This window comes from Nocardia sp. NPDC051929, from assembly GCF_044548645.1.
In the GTDB taxonomy this organism is placed as follows: Bacteria; Actinomycetota; Actinomycetes; order Mycobacteriales; family Mycobacteriaceae; genus Nocardia; species Nocardia sichangensis.
The window spans coordinates 30887-47638 of sequence record NZ_JBIUCG010000027.1 but is presented as its reverse complement, the minus strand read 5'-3'; the positions used below and the strand labels follow the sequence as shown (position 1 = coordinate 47638).

General features: G+C 66.0%; 17 protein-coding genes, 1 tRNA gene and 2 pseudogenes. 11 read left to right on the top strand and 9 right to left on the bottom strand.

The genetic code is table 11. The annotated features are described in order from the left end of the window. Nucleotides 1-487: 487 nt before the first annotated feature. The 4 genes from ACIHAX_RS31315 (at nucleotide 488) to ACIHAX_RS31300 (ending at nucleotide 3396) form a co-directional block, all read left to right on the top strand. Entirely contained in the window at nucleotides 488-1672 is a 1185-nt protein-coding gene (locus tag ACIHAX_RS31315; RefSeq protein WP_364435781.1) for a cytochrome P450, read from the top strand. 101 nt (nucleotides 1673-1773) lie between these two features. Then, complete coding sequence (locus ACIHAX_RS31310; protein WP_355076658.1) at nucleotides 1774-2394, top strand: TetR family transcriptional regulator; 621 nt, start codon at nucleotides 1774-1776, stop codon at nucleotides 2392-2394. Continuing rightward, complete coding sequence (locus ACIHAX_RS31305; protein WP_397281250.1) at nucleotides 2391-3194, top strand: SDR family oxidoreductase; 804 nt, start codon at nucleotides 2391-2393, stop codon at nucleotides 3192-3194. Before ACIHAX_RS31310 ends, ACIHAX_RS31305 begins: the two co-directional genes overlap by 4 nt. Nucleotides 3195-3322: 128 nt before the next feature. Beyond that, a tRNA-Pro gene (locus ACIHAX_RS31300) sits at nucleotides 3323-3396 on the top strand. A gap of 320 nt (nucleotides 3397-3716) precedes the next feature. On the opposite strand, the pseudogene ACIHAX_RS31295 reads toward ACIHAX_RS31300, so the two are convergent. From ACIHAX_RS31295 to ACIHAX_RS31280, 4 genes and pseudogenes are all read right to left on the bottom strand, one after another. After that, a pseudogene (locus ACIHAX_RS31295) lies at nucleotides 3717-3923 on the bottom strand (response regulator transcription factor); the annotation flags it as partial. 206 nt (nucleotides 3924-4129) lie between these two features. Continuing rightward, nucleotides 4130-4783, bottom strand: a complete 654-nt coding sequence (locus ACIHAX_RS31290; RefSeq protein WP_397281248.1) for a 3-oxoacid CoA-transferase subunit B — start codon at nucleotides 4781-4783, stop codon at nucleotides 4130-4132. After that, nucleotides 4780-5436, bottom strand: a complete 657-nt coding sequence (locus tag ACIHAX_RS31285) for a 3-oxoacid CoA-transferase subunit A (protein WP_364435793.1) — start codon at nucleotides 5434-5436, stop codon at nucleotides 4780-4782. Before ACIHAX_RS31285 ends, ACIHAX_RS31290 begins: the two co-directional genes overlap by 4 nt. Next, nucleotides 5436-6626 (bottom strand): thiolase family protein, encoded by a 1191-nt coding sequence (locus tag ACIHAX_RS31280; RefSeq protein WP_364435796.1) that lies wholly within the window; start codon nucleotides 6624-6626, stop codon nucleotides 5436-5438. The genes ACIHAX_RS31285 and ACIHAX_RS31280 overlap by 1 nt, the downstream gene beginning before the upstream one ends. A gap of 82 nt (nucleotides 6627-6708) precedes the next feature. Between ACIHAX_RS31280 and ACIHAX_RS31275 the strand changes: the two genes are divergently transcribed. Then, a complete protein-coding gene (locus tag ACIHAX_RS31275; RefSeq protein ID WP_364435798.1) occupies nucleotides 6709-7653 on the top strand; it encodes a LysR substrate-binding domain-containing protein in 945 nt (314 codons plus the stop codon). Between the two features lie 125 nt (nucleotides 7654-7778). On the opposite strand, the gene ACIHAX_RS31270 is transcribed toward ACIHAX_RS31275, so the two are convergent. Next, nucleotides 7779-8120: a Zn-ribbon domain-containing OB-fold protein gene (locus ACIHAX_RS31270; RefSeq protein ID WP_397281331.1), complete on the bottom strand. Its 342-nt coding sequence runs from the start codon at nucleotides 8118-8120 to the stop codon at nucleotides 7779-7781. A gap of 695 nt (nucleotides 8121-8815) precedes the next feature. Then, nucleotides 8816-9004: pseudogene (locus tag ACIHAX_RS31265) on the bottom strand (alcohol dehydrogenase); the annotation flags it as partial. 924 nt (nucleotides 9005-9928) lie between these two features. On the opposite strand from ACIHAX_RS31265, the gene ACIHAX_RS31260 reads away from it, so the two are divergent. From ACIHAX_RS31260 to ACIHAX_RS31240, 5 genes are all read left to right on the top strand, one after another. Then, complete coding sequence (locus ACIHAX_RS31260; RefSeq protein ID WP_364435804.1) at nucleotides 9929-10240, top strand: hypothetical protein; 312 nt, start codon at nucleotides 9929-9931, stop codon at nucleotides 10238-10240. 306 nt (nucleotides 10241-10546) lie between these two features. Continuing rightward, a protein-coding gene (locus ACIHAX_RS31255; protein ID WP_364440028.1) for an IS3 family transposase occupies nucleotides 10547-11688 on the top strand; the annotation gives its coding sequence in 2 pieces (ribosomal slippage) (nucleotides 10547-10814 and nucleotides 10814-11688; 1143 coding nt in all). 660 nt (nucleotides 11689-12348) lie between these two features. Further along, nucleotides 12349-13212 carry a class I SAM-dependent methyltransferase gene (locus ACIHAX_RS31250; RefSeq protein ID WP_397281245.1) on the top strand — a complete coding sequence of 288 codons (864 nt, stop codon included), beginning with the start codon at nucleotides 12349-12351 and terminating at the stop codon, nucleotides 13210-13212. Between the two features lie 72 nt (nucleotides 13213-13284). After that, nucleotides 13285-13671, top strand: a complete 387-nt coding sequence (locus ACIHAX_RS31245; RefSeq protein ID WP_355076674.1) for a hypothetical protein — start codon at nucleotides 13285-13287, stop codon at nucleotides 13669-13671. Between the two features lie 2 nt (nucleotides 13672-13673). Then, nucleotides 13674-14009 carry a helix-turn-helix domain-containing protein gene (locus ACIHAX_RS31240; protein ID WP_355076676.1) on the top strand — a complete coding sequence of 112 codons (336 nt, stop codon included), beginning with the start codon at nucleotides 13674-13676 and terminating at the stop codon, nucleotides 14007-14009. A 9-nt stretch (nucleotides 14010-14018) separates the two neighbouring features. Here ACIHAX_RS31240 and ACIHAX_RS31235 read toward each other — a convergent pair whose 3' ends face one another. Together ACIHAX_RS31235 and ACIHAX_RS31230 are read right to left on the bottom strand one after the other, a co-directional pair. Beyond that, nucleotides 14019-14528, bottom strand: coding sequence for an SRPBCC family protein (locus ACIHAX_RS31235; protein ID WP_364435812.1), 510 nt, complete (start codon nucleotides 14526-14528; stop codon nucleotides 14019-14021). Then, nucleotides 14525-15310 carry an SDR family oxidoreductase gene (locus ACIHAX_RS31230; RefSeq protein WP_355076679.1) on the bottom strand — a complete coding sequence of 262 codons (786 nt, stop codon included), beginning with the start codon at nucleotides 15308-15310 and terminating at the stop codon, nucleotides 14525-14527. Before ACIHAX_RS31230 ends, ACIHAX_RS31235 begins: the two co-directional genes overlap by 4 nt. Nucleotides 15311-15388: 78 nt before the next feature. On the opposite strand from ACIHAX_RS31230, the gene ACIHAX_RS31225 reads away from it, so the two are divergent. Then, nucleotides 15389-15964 (top strand): TetR/AcrR family transcriptional regulator, encoded by a 576-nt coding sequence (locus ACIHAX_RS31225; protein ID WP_364435818.1) that lies wholly within the window; start codon nucleotides 15389-15391, stop codon nucleotides 15962-15964. Between the two features lie 32 nt (nucleotides 15965-15996). Here the strand turns inward: ACIHAX_RS31225 and ACIHAX_RS31220 are convergent, their stop codons facing one another. Next, entirely contained in the window at nucleotides 15997-16686 is a 690-nt protein-coding gene (locus tag ACIHAX_RS31220) for a TetR/AcrR family transcriptional regulator C-terminal domain-containing protein (RefSeq protein ID WP_364436530.1), read from the bottom strand. Between the last annotated feature and the right edge of the window lie 66 nt (nucleotides 16687-16752).

Here is a 16752-nt window from a genome sequence, read left to right as displayed (position 1 = left end):
TTTACAAATATTCATGCCCGGGCAGAACGTCGCGGAGGCGAATGTCTCGCGGGGCATGACTGTCTCGAATTGCTCGCGCTGCGAAGGACGACAGACCTCGGTATGCTCCCCCCGTTAGTCGAATTACGCTGCGGTCGAACACTTTTGGCGGACCGGTCGGTATGACGGCCGGGTTCGGCCGTGGCACCGAATGCCGGCGGCGTAAGCAGGGGAGTTCAGAAGTGTCGAGGTGGCACCGGGTACACGGATCACCAGGATTCACGATCCGATCGGCAGGCCTGCGACTATTTTCACCCACTGCGTGTCGTCGTTCTCTCGCACACGCTTTCCTTCGGTAGCCGACCCGGCTATTCCGCGCAGGGCCGGATTCGCGTACGCCAGAGAAGTCGCGCGGATCCCGCTCCCGATCGTGCATTTCCTTCCAGGAGCCTGTCTTGACTGATCCCTCGTCTCTTGCGCTGCCCTTCGATCGCCACGGTGCGCGAGGATGAAGCTGTATTCGAACGAGTTCGCGGCCGACCCGCACGCCGCATACCGGCGGATGCGCAGCGATCACGGCCCGCTCGTCCCGGTCGAAGTAGCGCCGGAGGTGCCCGCGACATTGATCATCGATTACCGCACGGCATTGGACGTGCTCACCGACGCCGTGCATTTCTCGGCCGATCCCAGCGAATGGGAACAGAACGTGCCGGAAGGATGTCCGGTGCCGTGGGCGATGCGCTGGCGGCCGGACGCGTCGCGAACGGCGGGAGAGGAGCATGCTCGCTACCGGAACGCCGTCACCGGCAGCCTCGATCGCATCGACCTGCACACGCTGCGCGACACCGTGGAACGCACCGCGCTGTCGCTGATCAACGGTTTCTGCGCGGCCGGTTCGGCGGATCTGCTCAGCGAGTACGCGATCCCGCTCACCGTCAGGGTGCTGGAAGAGGTATTGGGATTCCCGCCGGAGGTCCGGCAGAACGCCTACACGGCGATGATGAGCCTGCGCGACGCCGCCGACGCGGCCTCGGCGGAGGCGAGCCATCGAACGCTCGCCGCGGCGATGCTCGAGGTGATCTCGGCCAAACGCGCGGCGCCCGCGGCGGATGTGGCGTCCTGGCTGGTACAGCATCCGGCTCGGTTGAGCGAAACCGAACTCGTGCAGCAGATGGCCTCGTTGTACACCACGGGCGCCGAACCGACGTGGAACCTCATCGCGGTCACCGTGCTGTTGCTGGTGACCGATGAACGATTCGGCGGCGAACTGCTCGGCGGAGCGCTGTCCACCCGGGACGCCATCGACGAGGTGCTGTTCACCGATCCTCCCACTGCGAATTCCTGCGTGCGATACCCGAACCAGCCGCAGATCGTCGGGAATGTGTGGCTGCCCCAGCACCAACCGGTGTTGATCGGTTTGGCGGCGTGCAACAACGATCCCGCGGCGGTGGCGGGCGAGCGCCAGGGCAACCGGTCGCACCTGGCCTGGGGCGCCGGGCCACACACCTGTCCGGCCCAGTCGGTCGCCATGGTCATCGTCCAGGAAGCGCTCGACCAACTGCTGGACGCCCTTCCGGAGATCCGGCTGTCGGTCCCCGCCGACGAACTGGAGTGGCTGCCGAGCTCCTTCCACCGCGCACCGGCGGCCGTTCCGGTGACCTTTCCGGCGTCTCCGCCCCTGGCGTTCGTTTGACAGCGATGGGGCGGGTCGCGGTGCGAGGCAACGCACCTCGACTATCCACCGAGCGTCTAAAACAATTAGCCAGTTGTAAAATACTGGCCTAATCTGGGTATGTGGCGACACACCGCACACCTGATCCCGCTCACCGCGTCCGCGACGCCGAACGCACCAAACGCTGCCTGCTCGAGGCGGCTTTGGAGGAGTTCGCCGCCAAGGGCTACGCCGGTGCCCGGGTGGGTGACATCGCCCAGCGGGCCGGTGTCAACAAGCAGTTGATCACCTACTACTTCGGCGGCAAGGAAGGTCTCTACCGGGCGCTCCAGCAGAACTGGCTGGAGCGTGAGGCCGCCTTCAGCGATCCGGCGCTGCCGTTGGCGGAGGTGGTCACGAACTATCTCCGCGATGGTCTGCGCGACCCCCGCGGCATCCGCTTGCTCATGTGGCGGGGATTGTCCGATGCCGCGCCGACCGGTACGCACCCGATCTCCGAGACCGACATCGCCGAGACCAGGCGCCGGCAAGAGCGCGGCGAGGTCGCCGCCGACCTCGACCCGGCCGCGTTCCAGCTCGCGGTGATGGGGATGGTCATCGCCCCACTGCTGCTGCCGGTCCAGGTTCGCGAACTGTTCGGCGTGGAGGCCCGGACCGCCGAATTCGAGCAGCGCTACGGCGAACAGTTGCGCCGCATTCTCGCCCATCTCACCGATTCCCGCTCCGAAGGAGATATTTCATGACCTACCTCGTCACCGGCGTTCGCGGCATCGTCGGCCGGACCGTCGTCGACCAGCTGCGCGCGGCCGGAAAACCGGTGCGCGCGGCCAGCTCTCGTCCCGCCGAGACCACCGTGCCGGACGATGTCGAACTCGTCGGACTCGACCTGACCGACCCGGAATCGGTCACCGCCGCGCTCGCGGGCGTGGACAAGGTCTTCTGCTACGCCGCCGCGGAAGGCATCGGCAACTTCATCGACGCCGCCGAGGCCGCTGGTGTCGCCCACGTCGCGCTGCTGTCGTCCATCGCGGTGGAGAACGACCAGAACCCCATCGGCGCAAGGCATCTCGCGGTCGAGAACCCGCTGCGAGCATCCGGCCTGCCGCTGACCGTCCTGCGGCCGGGAGCCTTCGCCGCCAACGCCCGCACCTGGTTTCCCACCATCAGGGCCGAGCGCGTCGTCCGCGTCCCCTTCCCCGACCTGCACCTGACCCCCATCCACGAGGCCGATATCGCCGACGCGGCCATCGCGGCGCTCGACGACTCCTCCCACGCGGGCAAGACCTACCCGCTCACCGGCCCCGAATCCCTGTCGCACCACCAGCAGGTCGCCGCCATCGCCGCCGCCCTGGGCGAGCCGGTCCGACTGATCGAACTGACCTATGAGGAAGCAGCCGACGTCTACTACCGCCCCGTCCTCGACATGTGGGCGAAGGCCGGCTCGGAACCGAGCCCGGTCGGCCCCACTTCCGAGTCGGTCACCGGCATACCCGCCCGCACCTTCGCCCAATGGGCCGTAGACCACGTGGACGACTACCGCTGACCGCCCACTCCTCCCCGACCGGCGATCCACCCCGGCCAGCCCAACCCTTCAACCCCCTCTGACCAGCCGATTAGCACCCCTCCAGCCTCGTGCGGTAATCTCTTCGAGCGCCCGCACAGCGGACGCAACGGGCTGTGGCGCAGTTTGGTAGCGCACTTGACTGGGGGTCAAGTGGTCGCAGGTTCAAATCCTGTCAGCCCGACACAGGAAACCCCTTCCGACCAGCGTCGGAAGGGGTTTTCTCGTTCATCGGCATGGGGCCGGATTCGACCCGAGCCAGTCAAAATCTCATACTTTCGCCCTCGTCGCCGCGGGCCCAGCGTTCCAGGACGTCCCGATGGACCGGCACCGGCATGCGCCTGCACGACGTGTTCGCCGTGGCGGACCGCGATCGCGGCAATCCTAGAATCAATCAACGGATTTCAGGCGCGGAACACCAGCGCTCAACACATCCCTAGCGTGGGGCGTGTCCGAGTATCGACCTTGCTTTAGGTACAGCACACCGACAACTGGTCGAGGCGCTCACTGATTTTGTCGATCGGCGCCTTCTGCGATCCACGCCGCGATCTGAGCGCGGGAGGTGAATCCGAGCTTGGTGAGGATGTGCTCGACGTGGCCCTGGGCGGTGCGTTGAGAGATCACCAGTTCAGCGGCGATCTGTTTGTTGGTGCCGCCTTGGGCGATAAGCTCTGCGACCTGGCGTTCACGTCTGGTCAGTGCCACGCCTGGCCCTGACGCGGACCACCATCCGCTAAACCACGCATTCGGACTTGACCTCTTTCCCGGTGCTGAACGGTCCACCGGAAGCTGGTGCCTGGTGAACGCTGATGCGACCGTTCGTTCCAGGACCGCGCGCGTGGTCGGTCGGCGACCGGTGACACGCTGTCTTGCGGCGGTCGCAACTCGGGAAGCCGGAAGACCGGACGTGACTCCGGTCAGGCCGTTACTCGTCGGCCTCGCAGGGGCACGTCCAAGCGGCGCGCCAGCTCCTCGAGTGTGATGCCGAAGGTGTCGCGCACGACGACTGCGTCGGGTTCGATGTCGAAGACCGCGAGGTCGGTGTAGACCCGGGATACGCAGGCGAGGCCGGTGAGGGGGTAGGTGCAGGTCGGGACGAGTTTGGGGGTGCCGTCTTTGGTGAACAGCGTCATCATCACGAAGATCTGCTTGGCTCCGATGGCCAGGTCCATCGCGCCGCCCACCGCGGGGATGGCGTCGGGTGCGCCGGTGTGCCAGTTCGCCAGGTCACCGGTCGCGGAGACCTGGAAGGCGCCGAGCACGCACACATCCAAATGCCCGCCGCGCATCATGGCGAAGGAGTCGGCGTGGTGGAAGTAGGCGCTTCCGGGGAGCTCGGTGACGGGGATCTTGCCCGCGTTGGTGAGGTCGGGATCGATGTCGTCACCCACCGCTGCGGGGCCCATGTTCAGCATGCCGTTCTCGGTGTGCAGCACCACGCCGGAACCGGCGGGCAGGTGGTCGGCGACGGTGGTGGGCTGGCCGATGCCGAGGTTGACATACGCGCCGGGCGGGATGTCCTCGGCGATCAGGGCCGCGATCTGATCCTTGCTGAGCGGGCCGGTGTTCATACCGCGACCACCTTGTCGACGTAGATGCTGGGGGTGACGACCGCTTCGGGATCGAGCGCGCCGGTTTCGGCGATCTCTTGGACTTGGACGATGGTCGTGGTGGCGGCGGTCGCCATGACCGGGCCGAAGTTGCGGGCGGTCTTGCGGTAGACCAGGTTGCCCATTCGGTCGGCCCGATAGGCGCCGATGAGGGCGACGTCCCCGCTCAGGGGATACTCCAGAACGTAAGCGCGGCCGTCGATCTCGCGGGTCTCCTTACCTGCGGCGAGTTGGGTGCCGACGCCGGTGGGGCAGAAGAACGCGCCGATCCCCGCACCCGCCGCCCGGATGCGTTCGGCGAGGGTACCCTGCGGCACGACCTCGAGCTCGATCTGTCCAGCCCGGTAGAGGCGGTCGAAGACCCACGAGTCGGACTGACGGGGGAATGAGCAGATCACCTTGCGCACCCGTTTGGCGGCCAGCAGCGCGGCGAGGCCGGTGTCGCCGTTGCCCGCGTTGTTCGACACCACCGTCAGATCGGTCGCGCCCTGCTCGATGAGCGCTTCGATGAGCTGCACGGGCATGCCCGCCATACCGAAACCGCCGATCAGCACAGTACTGCCGTCGGCGATTCCGGCGACCGCCGCCGCGGTCGTCGCACAGACCTCCACCATCACCACACCTCCCGCATGTTCTCGAGCACGACCGCCAATCCCTGACCGACACCGATGCAGATCGCGGCCACACCCCACCGCTGCCCGGATTCGATGAGACGGTGCGCCAAGGTGCCCACGATCCGCGCGCCCGAAGCACCCAGCGGATGCCCGATCGCGATGGCCCCGCCCTTGGCATTGACGATCTCGGGGTCGGCCAGCCCTTGCGTGAGCCAGGCATCCACGCAAGCCAGCGACTGCACCGCGAAAGCCTCGTTGAGTTCCACCGCGGACACATCGGCCCAGCCGATCCCCGCGCGAGCCAGCGCCCGGTTCGCCGCCTCCACCGGCGCAAAGCCGAAATCCTGCGGATCCAGCGCATACGTCCCCCGGCCCGCGACCCGCGCCAGCGGATCGATACCCAACTCGGCTGAGTCGCTCGCGAGCAGGACCGCGGCCGCGCCGTCGTTCAACGGCGAAGCGTTCCCGGCGGTGATCGACCCGCCATCCCGGAACGCCGGTTTCAATCCGGCCAGCTTCTCGGCAGTGGAGCCGGGACGGATGCCCTCGTCGCGGGCCAGGCCACCGACCGCGATCACGAGGTCGTCGTAGAAACCCGCATCCCACGCCGCGTCCGCCAAAAGGTGTGAGCGGGAAGCGAACTCGTCCTGGCGGGCACGGGAAATCCCGAAAAACTGCGCGAGCTGTTCGTTGCACTCACCCAGCGACACCGTCCACTCCGCAGGCATCCTGTCGTTGACCAGCCGCCAGCCCAGCGTGGTAGAGACCACGGTGACGTTCCCGGCAGGAAAGGCCCGCGAAGGCTTCGGCAGCACCCACGGCGCCCGCGTCATCGACTCCACACCCCCGGCCACCACCACCTCCGCGTCACCGGCCTCGATGATCCGCGAGGCGCTCATCACCGCATCCAAAGATGAGCCACACAGCCGGTTCACCGTGGTCGCCGGCACCCCGGTCGGCAGCCCGGCCAGCAGCACCGCCATCCGGCCGACGTTGCGATTGTCCTCCCCGGCCTGATTCGCACACCCCCAGATCACATCCCCCACCGCATCAGGAGACAGGTGCGGTGCTTTGGCGAGCACACCGGACAGGGCCGCGGCGGCCAAATCATCGGGGCGCTGATCGGCCAGCGCACCCCCGAAACGCCCGAACGGCGTACGCGCCGCGGCATAGACGAAGGAATCGGTCACGCCTCGACGGTAAACACCTCGATTGATGCAGTCCAATACTCATTTAACGCGCATTGATAAGTAGCGGCGATAGGATTGCTGTGTGGACTTCGACCTGCGGACCCTGCGCTACTTCCTCGCCCTCGCCGACGAGCGTCATTTCGGCCGGGCCGCAGCTCGCGTCCACATCGCCCAACCCGCCCTGTCCCAGCAGATCAAACAACTCGAAACCCAACTCGGGATTCAGCTGTTCGACCGCTCGACCCGCCGCGTCGAGATCACCCCCGCTGGCGAACGCTTCACCGAACACGCCCGGCGGATCGAGGCGGCATGCGCACGCGCCACCGACGACATGGCGGCATTCGCCCGCGGCAGCGCAGGCCGCGTCTCGGTCGGCTTCATCGGCACCGCCACCTACGACGTCCTCCCCCGCCTGACCCGGATGGTCCGCACCGAACTCCCCGACATCGACCTGCGAGTGCGCGGCGAACTGCTGTCCCCGCAACTGCTCGACGGCCTGGCCACCGGCGAATACGACCTGGCACTGGTCCGACCCCAACCGAGCTCCGAACCGGGACCAGCCCGAGGACTCCACCACCTCCTCGCACGGAGCCCCGACGCGCCGAACATCGTGCTCGAAACACTGCGCACCGAACACCTTCTCGCCGTCCTCCCCGTCAACCACCCACTCGCCCACACCGATCCGGTCGATCTCGCCGCCCTGGACGGCGAAACATTCATCACCCACCCCTCCGGCGACCGATCCACCATGCACCACCTGGTGCTCGACGCATGCGCCCGCGCCGGATTCCGACCTCCCGTCCTGGAAGTCAGCGAAACCGCCACCCTCGCCGTCTCCGTAGCCGCCGGCCTCGGCGTCGCCCTCGCCCCCGAACCCGTCCGCAGCCTAGGACTGGACGGCGTCACCTACCGACCACTCCGGCAGCCGGAAACGGTCGATCTCATGCTGGCCCGACGGGAATCGGAAAACTCGCCCGGCGTGGCAACTGTCGCGGCGCTGGTCCGAGCCGCAGCGCACGCTATCTAGCAGGCCCACCCGCTACGGCACTGGTTGGACACCGACGTACCCGTGGCAAAGTGGCCTCGGTAGACAGATTGATCTGGTGAGCGGTGCATCGATCAGTCTCGATCGGATAGGCGCGTCGCGGGCCACTACGCCGAATTTCGGGGATCGGCGCTGACCGCGAAGACTGGGAACCGGTCCTCCCATGGATGGGGCTGGAATCGAACGCGCACGGACCGGCCCGGCGACGAGGGGATCTCCCCTTCCAGGGAGGTGTAGACCCAAGGGCCCTCGTCGAGCGCCACGATCGCGATCGTCAGCGGCACCAACCTACCTGGCCGATCGGTCGAGGCTCGGTCGACAACCCGCCACGACACGACCGAGCCCGCACCTGAGGACGGCACACGCTCGAGCTCGCCGGATCCACAGGACGAACACCCGGACGTGATCGGCGCGAGCAGCTTGGCGCACCGCACGCAACGGTGAATCATCAACACGTCATCCGCGCACAGCCCGCTGTCGTCGCCGAGGCACTTCGCAGTTTTCTCCAGGTCAGGCGGGTACATACGGGCCTCCACGAGAGGGTGCTGACAGGTTCCGCTCCAGCCTGCGATGGAAAGACGCGCCCGGCGACGGTCGAATGACCCGCGGTATACCTATTTCCCGCCTCAACCGACCGGCGCGGCGGAAAACCCCCTGTCAGCCACAGGGCCTGGACAGGCCACACTGCATTCACGCTCCGCACCAGCCCGCGGCATCTCTGACAACCTCGCTCGCTGTTCGGCACCTGATTCCAGCGCCACAACCTCAGTGCTCGCGCAACTTGCGGGTACCCGCCGACGAATCGGCACACACCCGACATCTGCTGCCAAGGCCACGGACACGTCGCAGGTACTGCAAGCCGGTAGGACTGCCGGACGTTCCCGGTTCGATAGTGATCTCAGCCGTTGTAGGAACAACTCCGGGCGTGGCCGGTCACCCCTTGACCTATTCGAGGAGGCGGCGTCCGGGTGATCTCCGATCGCGGCGCACCGCAACTCGCGATGGTGCGGTGTTCTTCACCGTCCGATCGACCTTCTGCACACCCGTGTGCACGGTCGCCCATCTGGGTCCGTGACGCGACACGGACCGCAGAGGGCTTCTTCCGTCCCCGGCCCGCGGCCGGGCACGGAAGGCCGCCGACAGCTCAAGGCTCCACGGTCACCTTGATGGCCGCGCCGTTCTTGACGATCGAGAAGGCGTCCAGCACGTTTTCGAGGGGGATGCGATGGGTGATGAGGTCTTTCACCGGCACTTGTCCTGAGGAGATGTATTCGAGTGCGCGCTTGTTGTGTTCGGGTGCGGACCCGTTGGCTCCGTGGATGTGCAGTTGGCGCCGCGAGTGCGGCGCGTTCCGCCTCCCCAAAAAATACAGCGGTGGCTGAATCCCGCACTGCGACAACATCGCACGGCAATAGACCATGCCGACGTAGCACCGACTCGTTGCAGAGCCCTCAGCCCTCGCGGCCGGCCCACGCCACCACACTCAGGTGGCGAATTCATATCCGCTCCGTCGAGCCGGAAGTCGGACACAGAGGGTCAGGTAACCGTCAATAGATATCGCATGTGACATGCATCACATGCAGTCAGCAAATTCGCTGGTTGGGCGACGAAGCCATGGCAGACCTGCGGCTTTTGATAGAAAAGTCCCTACTTGCCCTGTGCATAGTTAACCGTCTGTGCTTAAATTGTGACCAAGCCGACATCAAACGTTGGCCACCCGACACCGCGGTCAGCCCCGTGATGACGGGATGGTAGCCGCGCGAATGCGTGACGCCGGAGAGTTGAGCATCCGACAACAGAAGACCGCTCCATCGGCGAGCCTCAGCGGCTCTCTCCAAGGGTCCGTGCAGCCCTACGCGCTGTCGGAATCCGATCCTTCCGTACAAGAGATCGATGCACAATGTCTGACTGCCGACATCTAACCCAGCGCTGCGGCGCGAATCGCGAACGCATCGGCGTCGCCCTCGGCGCCACGGGCATGGTAGCCGTGGCCGCACCTACCGCACATGCAGCCGACCGAGCATGTAGCTGTGTCAATACGCACAGCGAGGGGCATCGGCACATTCGAGTACCGATAGATCGAAATCTGATGCGGTGCATCAATTAATCAAGGTGAGCCAGGAGCCGTGACACGTCACAAACCAGTCACCGCCCACAGCAACGCTCGCGATATACAGATCCGACTTGTGGTATCCGAGCGCACCATCCAGAAGCGCAGGTTCAGAAACAACGACAACCGTCACCTAAGGAGCTGACAGTGCACAAGAAGGCCGAACAGGCACTCCATCAGGATTTCCACCGCTGGACCGCGCTGGTCGACCGGGCCGCACACGCGGAAAACGAAGTCGAGCGCGAGAACCCCGCCTTGGCTGCGGCAGAGCTGCAAGAGAAGTGGACCCGCACGGCCCCCGAAGGCTGGCGAACACTGCACAGCCAATGGTGCGACAGAATCGACCCGACGCGACCAGCCGATGCTGGAATACGCTCCGCCTCAGGTCAGATCGCCGACGCGAACTGCGCATGCGCATTGTCGAGGCCGCTCCGAACTCGAGCAATCTCGCACCGATGACCCCTCAGGCAGGCTCGTCAGCGAGTCGCCGTGCCACGCACGTCACGCGCCAGTTCGCCGTACATGGCATGGCCGACGCGCGATAGCGTCGCCGGATCCTGAGCGCGTCGATCCAGCTCGCCTGGACGTCACCGATTCGCATGGTTGTTCGCAGCTACGTGGACATGGACACAGTGCTCGTAACCGACGACTGATCGGCTCGGTCTCGATAGCGCTACACAACCGTGGCCCGTTCCCACTGAATGAGACCGCTCGGTATTAGAGTCCTGATGGCCCTGATGAGGGTCGGAAGGGACACTGAGGGACATGGCAGGACGCAAGCGGCATTCCGCGGAGGAGATCGTGCGGAAGCTGCGCCGTGCCGACGAGCTGGCCGCGGAGGGCCGCTCGGGTGAGGAGATCGCCGCCGAGCTGGAGGTCTCGGCGGCCACGCTGTACAACTGGCGCCGCCAGTACGGCGGAATGGACACCGACGCCGCGAAAGAACTCAAGGAGCTGCGAGAGCAGAACGCGCGGTTGAAGCGACTGTTGGCCGATGCCGAGCTGGAGAAAGACGCGCTGCGGGAGATCGCCAAGGGAAAATGGTGAGCCCGGCCGCTCGCCGCCGCGTCGTGGACATGCTGAAAGACGGTTTCGGTATGTCGGAACGATTCGCGTGCAGAGTGGTCGGGCTTTCGCGTTCGACTTATCGCCGTGTGCCGGTGGCGGCCACACCAGCCGATCCGGATGCCGGTCTGCGGGCCTGGCTGCGCGGCTACGCCACGAAACATCCGTGTCACGGGTTCCGACGTGCCTGGGCAGCGCTGCGGTTCGGCGAGAGCCACGCGGTGAACAAGAAGAGGGTGCACCGGTTGTGGCGGGAGGAGGGACTGCAGGTGCGTGAGCAGCACCCGCGCAAACGCGCGGGTGTTTCATCGATGCCGCCGATCGACGCGGATGCGCCGAAGGTGGTGTGGGCGTTGGACTTCCAGTTCGACTCCACCATCGATGGGCGGGCGGTGAAGATCGCGTCGATGGTCGATGAGCACACCCGCGAGTCGCTGCTGCACGTGGTGGAGCGGTCGATCACCGCTGAGCGACTTGTCGCTGAGTTGGAGAACGTGTTCGCGGTCCGCGGCGCGCCGAAGGTGCTGCGGATGGACAACGGGCCGGAGATGATTTCCCAAGCACTGCAACGGTTCTGCTCGAACAGGGTCGGAATGGTGTATATCCCGCCGGGCACGCCATGGAACAACGGGTTCATCGAGTCGTTCAACCGGCGGCTGCGCACCGAATGCCTGAACCGCAACCACTGGACCAGCCTGCTCGAGGCCAGGGTGGTGATCGGCGACTTCAAGGACGAACACAACCGGGGACATCGGCACTCGGCGCTGGGTTATCTCACACCCGCCGAATACGCTGCCCGCTGCACCCACCGCCACCACCCGGTGGCCTGCACCACCAACTGAAACTGGATCGAATACAACCCGGACTCAAAGACCGGGTGGTCCCGTCATCGGGGACCGGCCAACCGGTTCCGATCCTCTTCGCGCATTTACTGGCGGGAGAACAATGGACGAGAACATCCATACAACAACGAACAGATTCTGCTCACGATGCAGAAGAGCGCTGCTATCGGCAGCGGATCAGCGTCGACGCCTGCACACATACTGTCTCGAGTCAGAGGCGCATCCTCTTGCTCGAATGACCCCAGCCGACTGGAGGGCGGTGGCCGGTTGGCTCGATCCGTACCGATCCCAGCTAATGGGAAATATGGGGTCGGAGTAGTCCAGCCGATAGCCGATAGCCGATAGCCGATAGCCGATAGCCGACGGTAGCGTTCTGGACCGTGTATCCGACGGCTCCTGACCCTCGGTAGGGATATGCGCGGATCGAGGTGGTGCGCGCGGCGGGTTCGGCAGTGGGAATCGAGGCTGCTACCGGTGAGGATCCGGTGGCGTGTTCCGGCTGCGGGGTGTTCCTGGCGGGTTCACAGCCGTTACCGGCGGCGGTTGTCGGACATCGCGATAACCAGTCGCGAGGTGATCATCGGGTTGCGGGTGCGCAGATCGGAGTGAGCGTGAGTAATTCATAGAGCGTGCGCCACACTCGTGACTAGGTTGTCGAACATGGATAACGACGGACCCAGCCGTACAGCGCTCATCACCGCGTACGCCCGCGCCTATCACCAGATCGCTGACCGACCACAAATCTTCACCGACCCCCTGGCGGCACGTCTACTCGGCGTCACCGCAGAGGACCTGGCCGAAAAGGGAACACCCACAACCGATCACCTCGGTGACGGGGTCAGCGATCGGCCCCGCCGACTGTTCTTCGCCGCCCGCGCGCGCTTCGCCGAGGACGCCGTGGCCGCGGCCATCGCCGCTGGTGTGCGGCAGGTCGTGATCCTCGGCGCCGGTCTGGACACTTTCGCCTACCGCAATCCGCGCCCGGACTTGCGTGTCTTCGAGGTCGACCACCCCGCCACCCAAGCGTGGAAACGCGAACGCCTTACTACCGCCGGAATCGACCGCCCCGAGACGTTGACCTTCGTGCCGGTCGATTTCGAAACCCAGACGCTGGCAGCGGCGTTGGAATCCACCGGATTCGAACGGACGGACCCGGCCGTCTTCGTGTGGCTCGGCGTCGTCTTCTATCTGACTCCCGACGCCGCCCACGCCACTCTCGAATACATCGCCGGTCAGGCCCAGCCGGTCGAGGTGGTCTTCGACTACCTGCAGCCCGCGGACACCGATGTGGACCGTGCGCACCAGCAGGCCCGCGCCGATCGGCTGGCCGGCCTCGGTGAACCCGTGTTCAGCTACTTCACGCCCGACGACCTCGCCGCACAGCTGCGCGCCCTCGGCTTCACCGACCTCGAAGACCACTCCGCCCCCGACCTCATCGCCGGCTACCTCGACGGATCCGAAAATTTCGAGGGCGAACCGCCCCCCGCACTGCGCGCGATCCGCATACTGCGCGCGAGCCGCTGAGTTCGTCTGCCGCGGTTGCGGCCGCCGGACCAGCGCCTACCACACTGTCGCTCATGCCTCTAAAATAGAGGCATGAGCGACAGTGTGGTTCTCTCCTTCTGGCAAGCCGACCGCTCGCAGGACCTCGCACAGCATCTTGCGGACGACGCGATCTTCACCAGCCCGGTCGCCGACTATCACGGGCGCGAGGACGCCACACACGTGCTGGGACTGATCTCGACAGTGCTCGGTGGTATCACCGAGACGAACCAGTGGAGAGCCGAACGGGACGGGGTTTTCGCGTTCACCGCACAGGTCGAGGATCACCACTTGCAGGGCATGCTGCGCGAGGAACGCGACGCCTCCGATCGGATCACACACGTCACGTTGTTCCTGCGTCCGTTGGGAACCCTGCGCATCGCGATCGCGGAAATGGCACGGCGGCTGCAGGATTCACCTCTGCCCAGCCAGGCCGGATAGCCATGCCCACCGACGCGCCACGACCCGGACATCCCGTCCGCGGCTCCTCGACCGGCCGTCCGATCATGGCCCTGTTCGACCTGATCGGGCGGCGGTGGACCCTGCGAGTGATCTGGGAACTCGACAGAGCCGCACACCCACCGACCTTCCGCGAACTGCGTACGGCATGCGGCGAAATCTCCTCGAGCGTGCTGACCCGTCGGCTCCATGAACTCACGGCGGCCGGCATCGTCGACCACGTGAACGGCTACTCGCTGACACCGATCGGACAACGACTCATCCACAGCTTGCAACCGATCACCGCATGGGCCCAAGACTGGGACCGCCAACTTCACTAGCCGCCATGGTCAAACCATCCCGCGAGTACTATGTGTGCGAGCGAATCCGGCGAGTCCGGCGGCGAACGAGTCGAACATCGGCTCGAAAAGGCGCCGCATCACCAGTGATTCGACCGGGCGCAGCGCCGGCGCCGGGTCGAGGTGTACCTGCCAGACCATGCGGCAGCGGTCGGGGCCGAGCGGCTCGAAGGTGATGTCTTCGATCATTCGGCGCGCCAGCGGGATCGACATGGCATCGGCGGAGAACGTGAAACGGGCGGCGGGCTCCCAGGCCAGGAATCGTTCGCGCACCGTGATCCAGCGCAAGTGAATGTCGCGGATCGTTCCCACGTCATGCGCAGCATTTCCGTACCAGGTGGTGGCCCGGTACCCGTCGGCCCACTCCCCTTGGCCTTCCCCGGTGGCGAGAATGTCGAAGGTTCGCTGCGCCGATGCGTCCACGATACGTTCGCTGAGTAGGTGGCGGCGCATCGAAGAGATATCGCGCAGGCTGCTGGGACGCAGGGCGTACATGGTCATTTCGCGGCGACCAATCCACGGGTCAGGCGAATCGTGGTGCGGCGCGGCAGGTACCGCGGCAGACGCGTGGACACCGCGTTCGTCAGCCCGGATACCACGCTCGGCCGGGGCGTGCGACGGTCCAGTTCGCGCAGAGCCGTCGCCACCACCTGCTCCGATGTCTGCCGTCGTCCGACACTGGCGGCTTCGCCCGCCACCTCGAAGAACTCGGTATCGGTGGCGCCCGGGCACACGGCGAGCGCGGTGACGCCACTACCTTCCAGCTCGCCCCACAACGCCTCGGTGAACGAGAGCACGAACGCCTTCGTCGCGCCGTAGACGGCCATGAACGGGATCGGTTGGAACGCCGCGGTGGAGGCGATGTTGATCACCGCTCCGCGGCCGCGCCGGATCATGTCCGGCAGTGCCGCCCGGGTCAGTTCCGCGACGGCGGTGATGTTGACCGCGATCTCCTCGCGCACGCGCGCGCGGTCGTGGTCGGCGAGCGGGCCGTGGGTCGCGAAACCGGCGTTGTTGACCAGCACGTCGATCGGGTGCTCGTCCGCGCTCAGCAGGGCGGCGAGGCGCTCGACATCCGCGGGGATCGAAAGGTCCGCGGTGACGACCCGAGCCCGGATACCGAAGGTGTGTTCGAGGTCTGTCGCCAGCTCGCGCAGCCGATGCTCGCGCCTGGCGACCAGGATCAGGTCACACCGTCTTTCCGCCAAGGCCGTGGCGAATGCCGCGCCGATTCCGCTACTCGCACCGGTCACGACCGCCGTCGCGCCATCCCAGTTCTTCATGTCGCCTCCTGAAGGTGAACAGGTGTTCAGCTAGCTATACTTAACATCTGTTCAGTGATCTATGTCAAGGGAGCCTCGATGACCGATACACGCCAACGACGAGCGCGCGGAGAGGGCGAGCGGCTGCGCGCGGAGTTGGTTGCCGCCGCGATCGAGCTGCTGCTGGAACCGCAGTCGTTGCCGACGCCGTCACTGCGGGCCATCGCCCGGGCCTGCGGTGTCGCGCCCAGCGCGGTCTACATGCACTTCCCGTCTCAAGATGCGCTGAACTATGCCGTGACCGAGGAATTGTTCGGCCGGCTGCGGCATGCGCTCGACGCCGCGGACATGCCCGACGGCACCCGCGTCGACCGGCTTCGTTCGCTGATCGATGCCTATCTGACGTGGGCCGAGAATCATCCCGGCGCCTACCAGTTGCTGTTCGAACGACCCGATCCCTCGATCGAGCCCGGTACCGGGCCGGGACTGGATCTGCTGGATCGTCTGGCCGACCTGTTACCGGCCGCCGAGAAGTCCCCGGACCTCGCGCTGCGCGCGTGGTGCGCCCTGCACGGCGTGGTCTCGCTACGGATCCACAAACCAACGGCCCCTTGGACTTCGGAACCACGTGCCGACGCATGGGCAGTCGTCGCGGCCCTCGCCGGCCTACCGTGACCACCGGTGGCATCCACCCTGCGGCGCCCTGACTAGCCGCGGACGATTTTCGCGACACCATCGAGCAGGCAGCGCAGGCCGAATTCGAAGATGCTCTGCGGCTGAGAGGCATCGAACGCGTCGGCGTCGAAGCGTGCGATCATCGGCAGCTCGCCGGAAGCGAAGAGTTCCCGGACCTTGCTGCTGCGTGCGCCGATCCACTGCTCACGGGTGCTGCTCTCGTACCGCTCCCGGGCGAGCGGATAGGCGGCGCTCTGGGTGTGCGTGGAGACCATGATCGCGATGCGCACCATGGTCGGGAAATCGAGACCGAGACCGTCCACCGCCCGGATGCGCCAGTCGGTGTAACGCATCATGCGTGGCGCGACCGGCGGGCGGGTCGTGATGGCGAACAGTTGAGGTACCCAGGGGTGTTCGCGGTAGATGTCCCATTCCTGGCGGGCCGACAGCTCCAACTTCGCTCGCCAGCCAAGCGGACCGGGTTCCGGCAGCGGATGGTCGCCGAAAACCGTGTCGATCATCAGCCCGCCGAGTTCCTCTTTGCCGGGGACGTAGCGGTACAGCGACATCACGCCGACACCGAGTTCGGCCGCGGTGCGGCGCATGGACGGCCCCGCGCCGCCTTCGCGGTCCGCCAGCGCAATCGCAGCGCGCACCACGTTGTCGACCGTGAGTGTGGCAACTGATGCTTCGATCGGCTCGGCGACTCCCTGTTGCTTCACCGCGACGCGTTCGCGGTACGCCCGCGCACGGCAGGCGCGCGAGCAGTACCGTGCTGGTCTACCCCG